The sequence below is a fragment of the Curtobacterium sp. 9128 genome (assembly GCF_900086645.1).
In the GTDB taxonomy this organism is placed as follows: Bacteria; Actinomycetota; Actinomycetes; order Actinomycetales; family Microbacteriaceae; genus Curtobacterium.
In genome coordinates, this window is sequence record NZ_LT576451.1 from 2,864,249 (window position 1) to 2,880,074 (window position 15,826).

A 15,826-nucleotide genomic window follows, 5' to 3' on the forward strand; every position below is an offset into this window, starting at 1 on the left:
CCCGGTGCCAGCTGGCACCGGGCCTCCCGTCCGTCGTCGTGGCACGCCCGGAACGCCGGAACGCCGCCCCAACGTCGAGACGCCGCCGAAATCGGCGGCGTCTCGGCAACTCCGCGGCGTCTCGGCAACTCGGCGGCGCCCCGCGCGGCGCCCCGCGACTAGTACAGCGCGCTCGCCAGGCGCCGACGCGCCGCGATGACGCGGGGGTCTTCCGCGCCGATGAGCTCGAAGTACTCGACGAGCCGGACACGCAGGGACTCACGGTCGCTGCCGAACACCGTCGGCACCAGGTCGAGCAGGCGCCCGAAGGCATCCTCGACGTGGCCGCCGCTGATGTCGAGGTCGGCGACGGCGAGCTGCGCGCCCACGTCGGACGGCCCCTCGCCCGCCGCTGACCGGATCTCGTCCGCCGTCCGGCCGTTCAACCGGTCGAGGAGCGACACCTGCGCGAGCCCGGCGACGGCCATCTGGTCGTGCGGGTCCTGCGCGATCGCGGTCTTGTACTCCTGAATCGCGGTGGCGTAGTCGCCCTGCTCGATCGCGTCGTACGCCGCCTGGTGGTGCGGCGGCAGCGGCTCCGGCTCCGGCTCGGGCTCGCCCTGTTCGACCGGCTCGGTGTCGGTGCCGGCGCCGTCGACCGTCACGCGACCGGAGACGCCGTTCTGCTCGGCGGCCTGGAGCACCTGCTCGTAGACGTCGCGGACCTGGGCCTCCGGGAGCGCGCCGACGAAGAGCCCGAGCGGGCGCCCGCCGATGACCGCGGCCACGGTCGGGATCGACTGCGCCTGGAACGCCTGCACGAGCTGCGGGTTCGTGTCGGCGTCCACCTTGGCCAGGACGACGCGTCCGGCGTACTCCTCGGTGAGCTGCTCGAGGATGGGCGAGAGCTGCTTGCACGGCCCGCACCACTCGGCCCAGATGTCGACGATCACCGGGACGATCGTGGACAGCTGCAGGACGTCCTGGAACGTGTCGTCGGTGACGTCGATGACGAGCGACGGGACGGTCAGGTCCGCACCGGTCTCGGAGCCGGTCCCTGGTGCGGCCGGGGCTGCCTGTTGGGCTGCCGGACGTTGGGCACGCTCGACCAGGGATGACAGGTCGACGGCTCCGCGGAGTCCGGACGGGGTCGGGGGGACGTTCGTCATTGCACCTCACTCGCTGCGGTCAGGCCCTGCGTGAACCCGAGCAGGACTATCTTGTCGTCCGACCCGACGGCCGGCACGGAGAAGAGCAGCTGGACGCCGTACGTGGCGCTGATGCCCTTCTTGCTGGAGTCGACCCCGGACAGGGCCTTCACCGCGCCCTCGGTGTTGACCTCGGCGCCGTCGGCGGTCGGGGTGACCTTCTCGATCTCGTTCAGGTTGACGGACACGAGCGCACCTGCCCCGTTCGTCGCCAGGGCGATGGCGGAGCCGTCCGGGGACTCGGACGAGTACTCGATCTTCGCGGTGTCCGGCAGGGACGCGGACTTCTTGTCCTTGTAGTCCTTGCCGATCTTGCCGCGCAGGTCGTCACCGTCCGCCTGGAAGAGGTCGGCGTACTTGCTGTCCGCGTCCTTCGAGAGGATGTCGCCGTACGCGGGCCCCACCGCGTCCGGGGCGAGCGCGAGGAGCTTCGAGTCGGACGCGAGCTGTGCGGTGCCGATCGAGACCGGGGCGACCGACGGGAGCTTGGCGTCGGCTTCGAGCGACACGTCGTACGCGACCTTGTAGTCGTCGCGCGCGGACTCCTGCACGAGCGTCAGGGCCTGCGGCGCCGTCTTCTGGTCGTCCGGGTCGGAGGCGACCACGAACACCGTGCGCGGCCACGTGTCGGTCTGCTGCGGGAGCGACACCGAGATGTCCGCGGCCGAGATCGCCGGCGGGGCCTGCACGTCCTGGTCCTTGTCGCGGATCTGGTAGTTGGCCTTGCGGAGCTCGAGCGCCGGTCCGGTGAACCGGGTCGCGGCGAGATCGGCGTCCTTGTCGGCGTCGGCCTTCGTCGCGACCTCTGCGATCCGTCCGACGATCCGGTTGATCTGCTGCCGAGTCGCGGCGGTCGGCTCGGCCTGTTCGGCGGCACCGGTGGCCGACGCCGTCGGGGTGGCGGTCGCCGTGGCGTCTCCACCGCCCTGCGGCCAGTACTCCGAGGAGCACCCCGCGAGCGCGAGCGTGCCGACGAGCACGACCGGCACAGCGATCATCGAGCGGCGCCCCCGGCGCGAGCGAGCCGGGACCTGGGCCCCTGCTGCCGCGGCGCGACGCGAGGCGCGCACGCGCGGCGGCCGGGTCCCACCGCTGCGACGCCGCGGACCACGGGAACGCCGCTGGTGGAGGAACGCCCAGACGAGCAGGACGATCCCGCCGAGCACGAACACGCCACCGGCCACCATGAGCGGCCCGACCGACGGGGTCGCGGTGTCACGCGGCCAGGTCACGGAGACGTCGGAGGGAGCGGCGGACTTGCCGTCGCCGACGAGGACCACCGAGACGTCCTGCGGCAGGCGCACGGTGAACTGCCCGGCGCCGTCGTACTCCTGGTACCAGAGGTCGCTGCCCTTCGGGTCGGGAACGGAGTCGTCGCTGCCCGTCGTCCTCGCGACGAGACGCTCGCCCTCCGCGTCGTAGCGGAGCGTGTTGTGCTTGGCGTCGCCCACCCACGCGTCGACGTCGGAGGTCTTGCCGTAGGCGGCGAAGACGGTCCCCGAGCCGGCGACGTTGATGCGCTGGTAGCCCGGGTTCGCGTTGAGCGTGGAGCCGGGGATGACGGTGACGGGCGCCGTGGTCATCGACGACGCCTGCGCCACGGTGGAGGACGGTGGCGCGAAGACGGTGCGTTGGGCGACGCCCAGACCGACGAGCAGCAGCCCGATCACGAAACTGACGATCGCCAGGACGAATCGCACGGATCTCTCTCCCTCCGCGCCGGGGTGGGGGGAATCGGCGCGCGAATCAACGGCCCAGGATACGCGAGAGAGGCTGGAGAGCGCATCCCTGCTCGCTGTCCACCGGCTCAGACGGGGTCCGTGCCGCACCACTACACTCGACGCGCGGGCGGTACGGCGCCGTCCGGAAGACCAGCAGGAGCGACACGTGGCGAACGACGAGGCAGAGTTCGGGACCGAGATGCGGGGGTACCGCAAGGACGACGTGGACCGCGCTCTGAACGACCTCCGCCGCGAGCTCATCAAGTCGAACAACGACCGCGCGGAGGCCGCGAAGGAGATCCGGCTCCTGCAGTCCCGCCTCTCCGACATGCAGGCGGAACTCGACGAAGCGGGCACCCCGACGTACAGCGGACTCGGCACGCGCCTGGAGTCCACGCTCCGGGTCGCCGAGGAGCAGTCCACCCGCTTGATCAGTCAGGCGGACATCGACGCGCAGCGCCTGCGGGCGTCCAGCCGTGCCGAGGCCGAGCGCACCGTCCGCGAAGCCCAGGAAGAGGCGCGCGACACCCTCGAGGACGCCAGGACCCGCGCCACGAACGAACTCGCCCGCGCTCGGGCCGAGGCCGCTGACACCGTCGAGCGGGCCCGCGCCGAAGCCGGGATGCTCACGCAGGACGCCCGGAACGAGTCAGCGGCGATCCGCGGTGCTGCGGTGACCGAGGCCGCGGAGACCCGTTCGATCGCGATCCGGGAGACGAACGCACTCCGCGCGGGTGTCGAGCACGAGGTCGCCGAACTCCGGGAACTCGCACAGCGCGAGTCCGCCGACGCCCGGAGCGCAGCAGCCGAACTGGACCGTGAGACCGAACACCGCCGCAGCGTCTTCGAGGCCGACCACAGTCGACGCATCGAGGACCTCGACCGCGAGGAGCGCACCCGCCGCGACGCCCTCGAGCGCGAGATCACCGACGGCCGGGCCGCGTGGGAGCACGAGCACGGCGAGCGTTCCCGTGCGCTCGAGCTCGAGATCGCAACGGGTCGGGCCGACCTCGCCTCCGAGGTGGACGGCCGCCGCGACGAGCTCGAGTCAGAGCTCGCCGACCGCCGCCGACTCCTCGACGAGGAGCTCGCCGCCGGCCGGGCCGAGTGGGATCGAGAACTGGCGTCGGCCCGCGCGGCCCTCGCGCAGGAGCTGGAAGCGGCTCGAGCACAGCTGCGCGTCGACCAGGAGCACACCGCTGCCGAGAACGAGCGGCTCGTGCAGGAGACCGCCGACCGCATCGCGCGCGAGACCGATGAGCACCGCGGACGCATCGAGCGGGAGCGTGCCGAGGCCACCGCGTCCGCCGAACGGCTCGCCCAGGAGCACGCCGCCGAGCTCGCCGCACGCCGTGAGCGCGAGCACGGCGAGGTCGACACCGAGATCGCCGAGCGCCGCAGTGCCGAGTTGGACGCGCTCGAAGCCGAGCGCACCGCGCTCCGGCAGGAGATCGACACCGCACGTGCCGGCCTCGCGAAGGAGCGCGACGAGGTCAGGGCCGAGATCGCCCGCGAGCGCGACGAGGCTCGGACGACCCTCGAGTCCGAGCTCGCAGCCCGCCGTGACGACGCCGAGCAGGACTACCTCCAGAAGCACCACGAGACCGTCACCGAGACGCAGAAGTACCTCGACGAGGCGAACCTCCAGCTCGCGGAGGCCACGCGCCGTGCGACCGAGGCGCGCGAGCGTGCCGAGCGGCTGCAGCAAGAGGCCAACGACCTGGAGCGCACCAGCACGTCCGACGCCGAGGAACGTGCCCGCACCGTCCTCGCCGAGGCACAGGAGCGTGCGCACCGCCTCGTGGCCGAGGCCGAGGAGCGCTCGGCCGCACAGATCGCCGAGGCGGAGGACCGCCTCGCCGCGATCCGCACCGAGCGCGAAGCGGTCGCCGGCTACCTCGAGAACCTCCGTGGCGTGCTGTCGCACGCCGCCGGCGTCGTCGAGTCCCCGGCAGACGCGGACGCCACCGACTCCTGAACCGGCCCGGACTGGAGGCCCTGCACCGGGCCTCCTGTCCGGTCACCGCCGACAGGCGGTCGGTCTCAGTGCGTGACGTGCGTCGGCAGCGGCGCGCTCCCGGGTACCACCAGGTCCGCGATCGCGTCCAGCACGATGCGCACGTACCGCTCCCCCACCCAGAGGTGCTTCGCACCCGCCACCGGGACGACGCGGACGTTCGGCGCGACGGCGAAGCGCCGCTCGGCCGCTTCCGGCTGCAGGAAGTCGTCGTGCTCCGGGACCAGGGCGACGACCGGCACGGTGACGTCGGCCCATCGTGCGAGCTCGTCGTCGCTCGTGCGGTGGAGCGGCGGTGAGAGCAGGACCACGCCCGCGACCGTGCCGGCATCGACGTGCTCGAGCGCGTGCTTGAGGATCACCTCGGTCCCGAAGGACCACCCGACCAGCCACGGGGTGGGCAGGCCGCGTGCGGCGACGTCGGCGACCGCTGCTCGGAGGTCGAAGCCCTCGGAGACACCGTCGCCGAACGTGCCCTCTGACGTCCCGCGGGGAGAGGTCACCGAGCGGAAGTTGAACCGCAACACCGCGATGTCCGCGAGCTCCGGCAACCGGGCAGCAGCCTTCTTCAGGACGTGCGAGTCCATGAACCCGTGCGCGGTCGGCAGCGGGTGCAGCGTGACGATCGCGCCGCGCGACGGACGGCCCCGTGGCTCTGCGAGCTCCCCGACGAGGGTGAGGTGGTCATCGGTGACGAGCTCGATGTCGGTCCGCACGGCTGGGAGCACCGTGCCGGACCGGATCTCGGTGTCCTCGGTGTCGTGTGTGTCCTCGGTGTCGTGTGTGTCCTCGGTGCCGGGTGCGTCCGCGGCGTCGCTCATGCCGTCCTCCAGCAGTGGTTGTGCCAGTGCCGACGCGACGCGAGGTCCGCTGCGTCGCCGAGGACACCGTCGGCGCGCCACACCACCACGTGTGCGACGCCGGGCTCGATGATCAGGCCGCACCCGGGGCAGAGGTAGTCCTTCTGCGCGGACGCTGCCGAGATCGGCTGGACGGCGTACTCACGCCCACGACGGACCTCGGTCCGCTTCCACCCGCTCATCAGGCGATCGAGGCCGACCGACTCCTCGACCTCGTCCGGGCGACGGTCACCCCGAGGGCGCCGCGGCCGGTTGCTGCGCGGCACCTGCGGGACCGCCGATCAGTACCAGTTGAAGGACTGGCTGTGACCCCACGCACCACACGGCGTGCCGTAGACACCGGAGATGTAGTTGAGTCCCCACGTGATCTGCGTCGCGGGGTTGGTCTGCCAGTCGGCGCCGGCCGAGGCCATCTTGCTGCCGGGGAGCGCCTGCGGGATGCCGTAGGCACCGCTCGGGTTGTACGCGTTGACGCGCCAGCCCGACTCCTTGTTCCAGAGGGAGACGAGGCAGTTGTACTGGTCGGTGCCCCACCCGCGGGCGGAGACGAGCTCGAGCGCGATGGCCTGCGCGCTGCCCGGGTCAGGGGTCGCGGCGACGGCGGCGATGCTGTTCGACGGGGTGACGGCCTTCTTCGCGGTCGACGTCGCAGCCGTGTCGTCGGTCTCGGTCACCGGCGGGGTGACGACCTTCGGCGCGGGCTTCGTGACTTCGTAGCCGTCACGGGAGACCTCGAACGAGCCGTACGTGCCGTGGGCCGTGTAGACCTGCGGGGCCGGGGCCTTCGTCAGCACGGGCGTCGAGACCGCAGCCTGGGCGACGTCGGCCTGCAGCGGGTTGAAGAGCGAGCCGCCGGCGAGGAACGCCACGGCGAAGAAGGACAGCGCGGGGATCGTCGAGCGACGGCGCATGAAGCCGTTGAGCGTCGTGTCGGCGGTCTTGGCCGTCGACGACGACAGTGCGAGCCCTGGGCGGCGCTGCGCGGTCGTGGCGCGCCGCTGCTTGACGATGCGCGGATCCGACGGCGTGGACGGAACTGCCTCTGCGTGCGCGACGGCCTGTGTGGCATCGCTGACGCGGTTGTCCGCCACGGACTTGGGAGCGATCACCGGCTGGGTGACCGCGGCCGCTGCCGCCGGGTTCGCCGTGGCCCGGTTCACTGCTGCCGGGTTCGCCAGTGGAACCGGAGTCTCCGCGGTGCGGATTCGGTTCAGTGCCGCGCGGCGTTCGCTGACCACGGGGTGGTCCTGCTGCTGCCGGGTTGCGCGGTCGGATCGAATGTCTGCCGTGTGCCTGCCCATGAGTCCGACCAGGATAACGGAACGATCACGGAAAGCGAAGCACCTGTTCCCCGCGCGTCGGCCTTCGGCTACCGGACGGCGAGCATGACCTCGACGACCGCGTCGAGCAGCGCGTCGACCTGGGCCTCGCGGTAGCCGCCGTGCTTCGGGCGGAACACGATCGACCGCACCTCGGTGAGGCTGAGCGGCTTGCCCTCTCGGAAGTACCCGCCGAGGCGCTTCGCGAAGGCATCGACGTCTTTCGGGTGGTAGCCGGTCGACAGGACGTTCACGCGGTGGAAGCGCTGCCCGTCCGGGCGGTCCAGCCGCTCGACGACGTCGGATGCCTTCGTGCGGGCCTCGGCGTACCAGGTCTTCTGCCCGACGTCGGCGATCTCGCGCTCACGCTCGCGGGAGGCGAACGCGTCCTCGAGTCGTTCGAGCGCGGCGTCCACGTGCTGCGTCGAGTACCCGCCCTTCTTCATCGAGAAGGCCGTCGCGCGGATCTTCGCCGCCTCGATGCCTGGTGCGCTGTCGTTCGCCGTGTAGGCGCGACGCGCGTCCTCGAGGAAACGCTCGACTTCGTCGATGTCGTAGCCGAGGACCGAGCGGGGGGCTGTCGGGAACGTCGTGGGCACGGGCGTCATTCTGCCAGTCCCCTTCCCTGGTGGAAGCTGGACGCGCGGACCGGGTCCCTCAGTGGTTGACGATCAGGTACAGCACGTACGCGACGGCAGCGGACGGCAGGATGCTGTCGATGCGGTCGAGGAGCCCACCGTGCCCGGGCAGGAACGACGAGATGTCCTTGATGCCGAGGTCGCGCTTGATCATCGACTCGGTCAGGTCGCCGAGCGTGGCCGACCCCGAGATCAGCACACCGAGGACGATGCCCGTCCACCACGGGAGCCCGAGCATGAGCCACGACACGATGATGCCGACGAGGATGCTCGCGGCGACGGAGCCGGCGAAGCCCTCCCACGTCTTCTTCGGGCTGATCCGCGGCGCCATGGGGTGCTTGCCGAGGTTCAGCCCCGTCGCGTAGGCACCCGTGTCGACCGCGACGACGACCAGGATGAACCCGACGACCCACAGCGGCCCGCCGTCCTGCGCGGACAGCAGCACCACGCATGCGCCGAGCAGGGTGACGTACGCCTGGACGAACAGCCCGTTCGTCAGGTCGCGGAACACGTTCCCTGCCGACGGGCGATCGCGACTGACCGCGACCTCCACCAGGCGCCAGACGCTGATCAGGACGATGCCGCCGAGGATCGTGAAGAGCGCCTGGACCTGGCCACCGAGGAACGCGGCCGGCACCATCGCGATGCCGGTGGCGACGCTCGGGATCCTCGGGACGTCGCGCCCCGCGAACCGCATCGCACTCGCGAGCTCCCACGCGGCGAACCCGATCAGGAACGCGGCGACGACCATGAACGCCGGGGTCCAGATCAGGAGCGAGCCGAGCATCACCACGGCGAAGGCCAGGGCGATCGCGATGGCTGCGGGGAGGTTCCTGCCGGTCCTCGCGGTCAGCGCCTCGTTGCGGGCGTCGAAGGACGCACGTCGTTGGCGGATCTGCGCCTCGAAGTCCGACCGCGCGGCGCGGGCCCTGGCATCGAAGTCGTGCCTGAGCCCCTTCGCCGGCGGCCGTGGGTCATCTGCTGTCGGGCGGTCGACGCCCTCGTCTCGACGCGGCATCAGACCTCGAGGAGTTCGGCTTCCTTCTTCTTCAGCGCGTCGTCGATCTGGTCGACGTGCTTCTTCGTGAGGACCTCGAGGTCCTTGTCACCGCGGGAGATCTCGTCGTCCGAGATCTCGCCCTTCAGTGCGTCGAGGTCGTCCTTCGCCTTGCGGCGGATGTTCCGGATGACGACCTTGTGGTCCTCGCCCTTCCCGCGGACGAGCTTCACGAACTCCTTGCGGCGGTCCTGGGTGAGCTCCGGGATCGTCACGCGGACGATCTCACCGTCGTTCGTCGGGCTGGCGCCGAGGTTCGGGAACGTCGCGATCGCGCGTTCGATCTCCTTGAGCGCCGACTTGTCGTACGGCGTCACGATGAGCGTGCGCGCTTCCGGCGTCTGCAGGGACGCCAGCTGCGCGAGCGGCGTCGGCGACCCGTAGTAGTCCACCGGGATCTTCTGGAAGAGCGCGGCGTTGATGCGGCCGGTGCGGACGGTTGCGAAGTCGTCCTTGGCGACGTCGACCGCCTTCGCCATCTTCTCGGTGGCCTCGGTCATGACATCACTGATCACGGTGGTTCTCCTTCGGTACGTCGTCGAGTCTAGTCAGCCGTGCAGGTCAGTTGCTGACCACCGTGCCGATGCGTTCACCCCGGATCGCGGCCTGGACGTTGCCGCCCGGCTCCATCCCGAACACGTGCATCGGCATGCCGTTGTCCATGCAGAGCGAGAACGCGGTGGCGTCGACGACCTTGAGGCCCTTCAGCAGTGCGTCCTGGTACGTGACGTGGTGGAGCTTCTCGGCCGTCGGGTCCTTCTTCGGGTCGGCCGAGTAGACGCCGTCGACGCCGTTCTTCGCGACCAGGACCTCTTCGGCGCCGATCTCGAGGGCGCGCTGGGCGGCCACGGTGTCGGTGGAGAAGTAGGGCAGGCCGGCACCCGCACCGAAGATGACGACGCGGCCCTTCTCGAGGTGTCGCTCAGCGCGCCGCGGGATGTACGGCTCGGCGACCTGGGTCATGCTGATCGCGGACTGCACCCGCGTCGCGGCACCGGCCTGCTCGAGGAAGTCCTGGAGCGCGAGCGCGTTCATCACGGTCCCGAGCATGCCCATGTAGTCCGCGCGGCCGCGGTCCATCCCGCGCTGCGAAAGCTCCGCGCCGCGGAAGAAGTTGCCACCGCCGACCACGATCGCCACCTCGACCTCCCGGGCCGCGATCGCGATCTCCTTCGCGATGCTGCTGATCACGTCCGGGTTGACCCCCAGGGAGCCGGCGCCGAACGCCTCTCCGGAGAGCTTCAGCAGGACCCGTCGTCGTCCGGTCTTCTCGTCGGTCATGTGCTCGCACCCTTCGTTGAGGAGTCTCGTGGGAATCTACTAGCGCCCGTGCGGTCGTGCTGCGGCGGGCGCGAAAACGGGGCCAGGAACCGAATGGTTCCTGACCCCGTCACGGGTTCGTTACGCGCCGACCTTGACGCGGGCGAAGCCCTGGATCGTGATGCCGGCGTTCTCGGCGGCCTTCGCGACGGAGATCTTGTTGTCCTTCGCGTAGTCCTGGTCCAGCAGCGCGATGCCCTTGATGAAGGCGTTGACGCGACCCTCGACGATCTTCGGGAGCGCAGCCTCGGGCTTGCCCTCCTCGCGGGTGATCGCCTCGACGGTCGCGCGCTCCTTCTCGATCGCCTCGGCCGGGACCTCGTCGCGCGTGAGGTACGACGGGTTGGCGAACGCGACGTGCTGCGCGATGGAGCGGGCCTCGGCGGCGTTGTCACCGTCGTAGGCGACGACCACGGCGATCTGCGGGGGCAGGTCCTGGCTCGTCTTGTGCAGGTAGATCTCGAAGTTCGAGCCCTCGACACGGCGGACCGTGCGGACCTCGAGCTTCTCGCCGAGCGCGGCGGCGCTCTCGTTGACGACCTCGAGCACCGTCTTGCCGTCGAGGGGGGCCTCGTTGGCGGCGGCGACGTCGGCGGCGCCCGCAGCGGCGACCGCGGCGAGGACCTTGTCGGCGAGGGTGGTGAACTTCTCGTTCTTCGCGACGAAGTCGGTCTCGGAGGCGAGCTCGACGACGGTGGCCGCACCGTTCTCGGCGGTCGCGACGACGACACCCTCGGAGGTCGCACGGTCATCGCGCTTGGCGACGGCCTTCGCACCCTTGATGCGGAGCAGCTCGACGGCCTTGTCGTAGTCGCCGTCGGCCTCGACGAGCGCGTTCTTCGCGTCCATCATGCCGGCCCCGAGGTCCTCGCGGAGCTTCTTCACGTCCTGAGCGGTGAAGTTTGCCATTCGAATGGCGTCCTTTCTGGACTATGCGTGTGTGGAGAGCGGAGTCGAGGGCGCCGAGCCGTGTGGCCCGGCGCCCTCTGACACTCACTCGGCGGGGGTGGTCTCCGCAGCGGCCTCGGCCTCGGCGGTCGGCTCGGCGTTCTTCGCCTCGTCGGCGATCGGCTCGCCGATCTCCTTCGCGGCGACCTGCGCGTCAGCGTCGTTCTCCTCGACGGGCGTCTCAGCAGCGGCAGCAGCCGGAGCAGCGGACTCGCCACCGAGGAGCTCCTGCTCCCACTCGGCGAGCGGCTCGGCGGCCTCGTCGTCGGAGCCACCGTTGTGGCGGGTCTTGAGACCCTCGGCAGCGGCGTCCGCGATGATGCGCGTCAGCAGGCCGACGGAGCGGATCGCGTCGTCGTTGCCCGGGATCGGGTAGGCGATCTCGTCGGGGTCGCAGTTGGTGTCGAGGATGCCGATGACCGGGATCCCGAGCTTCTGCGCCTCGTCGACGGCGAGGTGCTCCTTCTTGGTGTCGACGATCCAGAGCGCGCTCGGGGTCCGCGTGAGGTTGCGGATACCACCGAGGGTCTTGTGGAGCTTGTCCAGCTCGCGCTTCTTGATGAGGAGCTCCTTCTTGGTGAAGCCCTTCGTCGTGTCGTCGAAGTCGATCTCCTCGAGCTCCTTCATGCGCGCGAGGCGCTTGGAGACCGTCTGGAAGTTCGTGAGCAGACCGCCGAGCCAACGCTGGTTGACGTACGGCTGGCCGACGCGGGTCGCCTGCTCGGCGATGGAGCCCTGCGCCTGCTTCTTGGTGCCCACGAAGAGGATCGTGCCACCGTGCGAGACCGTCTCCTTGACGAAGTCGTACGCGCGGTCGATGTAGGCAAGCGACTGCTGCAGGTCGATGATGTGGATACCCGAGCGCTCGGCGAGGATGAAGCGCTTCACCTTCGGGTTCCACCGACGGGTCTGGTGTCCGAAGTGGACGCCGCTGTCGAGCAGCTGGCGGATGGTGACGACGGCCATGTGCCGTCCTCCTTCTGTGTTCTCGGCGCGCGGCATGGCCGTGCGCCCGTTGCGGTTGTGTCGATCTCGACCGGAGGTCGTGATCCCTGGTGCCCTGACATGCGGCCGCCAGCGCTTGCGAGCTGGACCGTTGGCCGGATGGTTTGCGTGGACACGCGAAGTCAGCGCGCTCAGCGCGCTGCTGGAGAGATACTAGCAGAGCACAGACGGGAGGCGCGGTGCGGGTCGGACCCGCACCGCGCCTCCCGTCCGGGGTTGCGGTCACGCCTTGGCGTCGACCGTGTCGCCTTCCGCGGTGATGCCCATCTCCTCGAGGGAGCGGCCCTTGGTCTCCGGGATCTTGGCGATCACGAAGAACAGTGAGATGAGGGCGAACAGCGCGTAGATGCCGTAGGTGACCGTCAGGTTGAAGCCGGACAGCACCGGGAACGAGATCGTGACGATGAAGTTCGCGATCCAGTTCGCCGCGGAGCCGACGCCGAGCGCCGTCGCACGGATGCGGTTCGGGAACATCTCGCCGAGCAGCACCCACATGAGCGGACCCCACGTGGCGCCGAAGGACACGACGAACAGGTTCGCGAAGATCAGCGCGATGATGCCCCACGCGCCGGGCAGCTGCGGCGCGCCGTTCACGATCGTGGCCTGCGAGAACGCGATCGCCACCATCGTCAGCGACACGAACATGCCGGCGGAACCGGCCACGAGCAGCGGCTTCCGTCCGACCTTGTCGACCAGGAAGATCGCGATGAACGTCACCGCGACGTTGACCACCGAGGTGATCGTCGAGATGAGGAACGAGTCGCTCTCCTTGAACCCGACGGCCTGCCACAGCGTCGTCGAGTAGTAGAAGATCACGTTGATGCCGACGAACTGCTGCAGCACGGCGAGGATGATGCCGACCCACACGATCGGCTGGAGCCCGAAGCGGTTGCCCTTGATGGAGCCCTTCTTCTCGTTGGCTTCCTTCTTGATGCCGTCCTGGATCTCCTCCAGGCTCGTGTTCACCGTGTCACGCGGGACGATCTTCGTCATGACCTCGCGCGCGTCGTCCGTCCTGCCCTTGGCGAGCAGGTAGCGCGGCGACTCCGGCAGGGTGATCGCCAGGATGCCGTAGACGACCGACGGGATCACGCCGACGAGGAACATCCAGCGCCACGCTGCGAGCCCGAGGACGGTCTCGGAAGCGCCGCCCGCGGTGACCGCGAAGACCTGGTCGGAGAGCAGCGCGGCGAAGATACCGAGCGTGATCGCCAGCTGCTGGAACGACGCGAGCCGGCCACGGATGGCCTTCGGCGACACCTCGGAGATGTACGCCGGCGCGATGACCGACGCGGTCCCGATGCCGAGACCACCGACGAGACGCCAGATGACGAGGTCCCAGGTGGCGAACGCGAACGCGCTGCCGATCGAGGAGACGAGGAACAGCACCGCTGCCCAGAACATGATCCGGGTGCGACCCCAGCGGTCCGCGAGGCGGCCGGCGAAGAACGCGCCGAACGCGCAGCCGATCAGGGCGGAGGCGACGGCGAACCCGCTGGCGGCCTCCGACAGGCCGAACTCGCCCTTGATCGCGTCGACCGCGCCGTTGATCACGGACGAGTCGAAACCGAAGAGGAAACCGCCCACCGCTGCTGCGATGGCGAACGCGGTGACCTTCCCCTTGAACGCACGGTCGGTGCCGTGCCCGGTGGACGTGTTTGCCACGATGCTCCTGGGTTCTGCCGCCGTGCGGGATGCTGCACGGTGCCCCGGCGGTCGGCTCGTTCGCCGTCCGAGCGGCGTTGCGTGGTCCGGAGCGGCCCCGACGATACTCCCTCGGCGGCGGGTGGTCATAACCGGGTTCCGAGGGAGTCGACTCGACTCGCCTCCGCCCGGCCCGCCCGACTCGGAACGACAGACTCGCTGTCGTACGACAGCGAGTCTGTCGTCGGTTGCGTCCGCAACAGTTGCACGCGCGTCCTGACGACACCGTCGCTGTCGTACGACATCGGTCTTGTCGCTGGTTGCGTCCGCGCGGGCCCTCCACAGCCTGGAGGCACGACTCACCTTCCACAGATCGGCATCGGCGGACCTGCGCTCGCGCCCGCCGCCCCAGGCTGGTCGGGTGATCCGACCCACCTTGGCACCCGCACTCGTCGCCGGAATGCTCGTCGCGCTGAGCGGGTGCGACGTCGGGACGAACCAGTCCCCCGACCCGCCGGCAGCGGCCCACCCGGCGACGACGATCATCGTCGGGGAGGCAGCGGCGCCCTGGGTGTGGCCCACCGGGGTGCGGGTGGTCGAGCGCGGGTGGGAAGCCCCGGCCGACGACTACGCGGCCGGGCACCGCGGGATCGACGTCCCGGCGGCCATCGGCACGGCGGCGGTCGCAGTCGACGACGGCATCGTCGCCTTCGCCGGGTCGGTCGCCGGGCGGCCGGTGGTGACGATCGACCACGGCGAGGGGCTCGTGAGCACGCTGGACTCGGTCGCCCCGGTCGTCACAGCCGGCGATTCCGTGCAGCAGGGGTCGGTCGTCGGACACGTCGCGGTCAGGCACTGTCCGGCGAGTTCGCCGTGCGTGCACCTCGGCGCACGCGTCGACGATCGGTACGTCGACCCGACGCCGTACCTGCCCGCGGCGGAGTGGCCCGTGTTGCTCCCCGAGTCGGCGTGGCCGGGATGACCGCGTTCGCACCCCGCCGTGATCATCGCGCCCGATCGTGACGGGGCGCGACGTCCACACCCGGGTGCAACGTCGCACCGTGCGGCGGTGCGGACGAGAACAGCACCGGACGGGGTGGCCCGCGGCGGCGGGACGGAGGGCGGCTCGCCCGGCGGTTGGACGGTCGGGTCAGGCGCGGGGATGTGCCGTGCGGTAGACCTCGCGGAGTCGCGCCGAGGAGACGTGCGTGTAGATCTGCGTCGTGCCGAGACTCGCGTGGCCGAGCATCTCCTGCACGGCACGGAGGTCGGCTCCCCCGTCGAGCAGGTGCGTCGCCGCGGTGTGCCGGAAGGTGTGCGGCCCGCTCGGCCCCTCCCCGGGGAGCCCCTCCAGGAGCCGCGCAACGATGCGGTAGGCGCTGCGGACCCCGAGCCGTCCACCGCGGTCCCCGAGGAAGAGCGCATCGTGAGCCGGCGTCCCGGAACCCGTGGCCTGAGTCGGGGCCGCAGCCGCCAGGAGCACCGGACGCCCCCGTTCGAGCCAGGCCTCGAGCGCGTCCCTGGCTGGCACCCCGAACGGCACCACACGCTCCTTGCCGCCCTTGCCGAGCACCCGGACGGTCAACCGTGACCGGTCCACGTCGACGAGGTCGATCCCCACGAGTTCGCTGACGCGGATCGCCGCCGCGTACAACAGCTCGACGAGCGCCACGTCACGCAGCGCTCCGGGATCGTCTCCCGCGGCCCGATCAGCCAGCCCGTCGAGGAGCCCTCGGACCTGGTCCTCGGTCACGACCCGTGGGAGGTGTGCGGCCCCCTTCGGCGCACGGAGTCGCACACCGGGGTCCACGGTGAGCACACCGCCCTCGGTCGCCCAGCGGGTGAACGCTCGGACCGACGAGGACCGACGCGCGATGCTCGACCGCGCGAGCCCCCGCTCGTTCGCGTCCCACAGCCAATCGCGGAGCACCTCGAGCGTCACCGCTCCGACGGAGTCGATCCCGTGGGCGTCGGCGAAGCGGAGGAGGTCCTCGAGGTCGCCCCGGTACGCCCGGACCGTCTGTTCGCTGAGCCCGCGGACGTCTCGCGCCTCCCGCAGGAAGGACGTGACCGCCCCGCCCAGGGTTCCGCGATCGCCGTCCATGCCGAC

General features: G+C 70.5%; 15 protein-coding genes. 2 read left to right on the forward strand and 13 right to left on the reverse strand.

Going from position 1 to position 15,826, the window contains the following annotated elements; translation table 11 throughout:
* Positions 1-158: 158 nt before the first annotated feature.
* Positions 159-1,148 (reverse strand): tetratricopeptide repeat protein, encoded by a 990-nt coding sequence (locus QK288_RS13690; RefSeq protein WP_281264845.1) that lies wholly within the window; start codon positions 1,146-1,148, stop codon positions 159-161.
* Positions 1,145-2,887 carry a hypothetical protein gene (locus tag QK288_RS13695; protein WP_281264846.1) on the reverse strand — a complete coding sequence of 581 codons (1,743 nt, stop codon included), beginning with the start codon at positions 2,885-2,887 and terminating at the stop codon, positions 1,145-1,147. The genes QK288_RS13690 and QK288_RS13695 overlap by 4 nt, the downstream gene beginning before the upstream one ends.
* 187 nt (positions 2,888-3,074) lie before the next feature.
* Between QK288_RS13695 and QK288_RS13700 the strand changes: the two genes are divergently transcribed.
* Positions 3,075-4,886, forward strand: coding sequence for a hypothetical protein (locus QK288_RS13700; RefSeq protein ID WP_281264847.1), 1,812 nt, complete (start codon positions 3,075-3,077; stop codon positions 4,884-4,886).
* Between the two features lie 65 nt (positions 4,887-4,951).
* Here the strand turns inward: QK288_RS13700 and QK288_RS13705 are convergent, their stop codons facing one another.
* The 10 genes from QK288_RS13705 to QK288_RS13750 form a co-directional block, all read right to left on the reverse strand.
* Positions 4,952-5,746, reverse strand: coding sequence for an alpha/beta family hydrolase (locus tag QK288_RS13705; protein ID WP_281264848.1), 795 nt, complete (start codon positions 5,744-5,746; stop codon positions 4,952-4,954).
* Entirely contained in the window at positions 5,743-6,051 is a 309-nt protein-coding gene (locus tag QK288_RS13710) for a hypothetical protein (protein ID WP_281264849.1), read from the reverse strand. Before QK288_RS13710 ends, QK288_RS13705 begins: the two co-directional genes overlap by 4 nt.
* A gap of 15 nt (positions 6,052-6,066) precedes the next feature.
* Positions 6,067-7,023: a lytic transglycosylase domain-containing protein gene (locus tag QK288_RS13715; protein WP_281264850.1), complete on the reverse strand. Its 957-nt coding sequence runs from the start codon at positions 7,021-7,023 to the stop codon at positions 6,067-6,069.
* A 131-nt stretch (positions 7,024-7,154) separates the two neighbouring features.
* Complete coding sequence (locus tag QK288_RS13720) at positions 7,155-7,712, reverse strand: DivIVA domain-containing protein (protein ID WP_348639022.1); 558 nt, start codon at positions 7,710-7,712, stop codon at positions 7,155-7,157.
* Between the two features lie 49 nt (positions 7,713-7,761).
* Positions 7,762-8,760 carry a phosphatidate cytidylyltransferase gene (locus tag QK288_RS13725; RefSeq protein ID WP_281264852.1) on the reverse strand — a complete coding sequence of 333 codons (999 nt, stop codon included), beginning with the start codon at positions 8,758-8,760 and terminating at the stop codon, positions 7,762-7,764.
* The gene (gene frr / locus QK288_RS13730; RefSeq protein ID WP_281264853.1) at positions 8,760-9,314 is read right to left on the reverse strand and encodes a ribosome recycling factor; all 555 of its coding nucleotides are present in this window, start codon (positions 9,312-9,314) and stop codon (positions 8,760-8,762) included. The genes QK288_RS13725 and frr overlap by 1 nt, the downstream gene beginning before the upstream one ends.
* A gap of 46 nt (positions 9,315-9,360) precedes the next feature.
* Positions 9,361-10,080, reverse strand: a complete 720-nt coding sequence (pyrH, locus tag QK288_RS13735; RefSeq protein ID WP_281264854.1) for a UMP kinase — start codon at positions 10,078-10,080, stop codon at positions 9,361-9,363.
* Positions 10,081-10,200: 120 nt separating this feature from the next.
* A complete protein-coding gene (gene tsf / locus QK288_RS13740; protein WP_281264855.1) occupies positions 10,201-11,028 on the reverse strand; it encodes a translation elongation factor Ts in 828 nt (275 codons plus the stop codon).
* Positions 11,029-11,112: 84 nt separating this feature from the next.
* A complete protein-coding gene (gene rpsB, locus QK288_RS13745; protein ID WP_281264856.1) occupies positions 11,113-12,033 on the reverse strand; it encodes a 30S ribosomal protein S2 in 921 nt (306 codons plus the stop codon).
* A gap of 261 nt (positions 12,034-12,294) precedes the next feature.
* Positions 12,295-13,737: a sugar porter family MFS transporter gene (locus tag QK288_RS13750; RefSeq protein WP_281264857.1), complete on the reverse strand. Its 1,443-nt coding sequence runs from the start codon at positions 13,735-13,737 to the stop codon at positions 12,295-12,297.
* Between the two features lie 400 nt (positions 13,738-14,137).
* On the opposite strand from QK288_RS13750, the gene QK288_RS13755 reads away from it, so the two are divergent.
* Complete coding sequence (locus QK288_RS13755; RefSeq protein WP_281264858.1) at positions 14,138-14,698, forward strand: M23 family metallopeptidase; 561 nt, start codon at positions 14,138-14,140, stop codon at positions 14,696-14,698.
* A 168-nt stretch (positions 14,699-14,866) separates the two neighbouring features.
* On the opposite strand, the gene QK288_RS13760 is transcribed toward QK288_RS13755, so the two are convergent.
* Positions 14,867-15,820, reverse strand: coding sequence for a tyrosine recombinase XerC (locus QK288_RS13760; protein ID WP_281264859.1), 954 nt, complete (start codon positions 15,818-15,820; stop codon positions 14,867-14,869).
* Positions 15,821-15,826 lie beyond the last annotated feature (6 nt).

Bases quoted from the DNA above. Each gene is read 5' to 3' on its own strand.
- QK288_RS13690 (WP_281264845.1), bottom strand. From the start codon at position 1,148: ATGACGAACGTCCCCCCGACCCCGTCCGGACTCCGCGGAGCCGTCGAC.
- QK288_RS13705 (WP_281264848.1), bottom strand. From the start codon at position 5,746: ATGAGCGACGCCGCGGACGCACCCGGCACCGAGGACACACACGACACC.
- QK288_RS13720 (WP_348639022.1), bottom strand. From the start codon at position 7,712: ATGACGCCCGTGCCCACGACGTTCCCGACAGCCCCCCGCTCGGTCCTC.
- QK288_RS13725 (WP_281264852.1), bottom strand. From the start codon at position 8,760: ATGCCGCGTCGAGACGAGGGCGTCGACCGCCCGACAGCAGATGACCCA.
- pyrH (WP_281264854.1), bottom strand. From the start codon at position 10,080: ATGACCGACGAGAAGACCGGACGACGACGGGTCCTGCTGAAGCTCTCC.
- tsf (WP_281264855.1), bottom strand. From the start codon at position 11,028: ATGGCAAACTTCACCGCTCAGGACGTGAAGAAGCTCCGCGAGGACCTC.
- rpsB (WP_281264856.1), bottom strand. From the start codon at position 12,033: ATGGCCGTCGTCACCATCCGCCAGCTGCTCGACAGCGGCGTCCACTTC.
- QK288_RS13760 (WP_281264859.1), bottom strand. From the start codon at position 15,820: ATGGACGGCGATCGCGGAACCCTGGGCGGGGCGGTCACGTCCTTCCTG.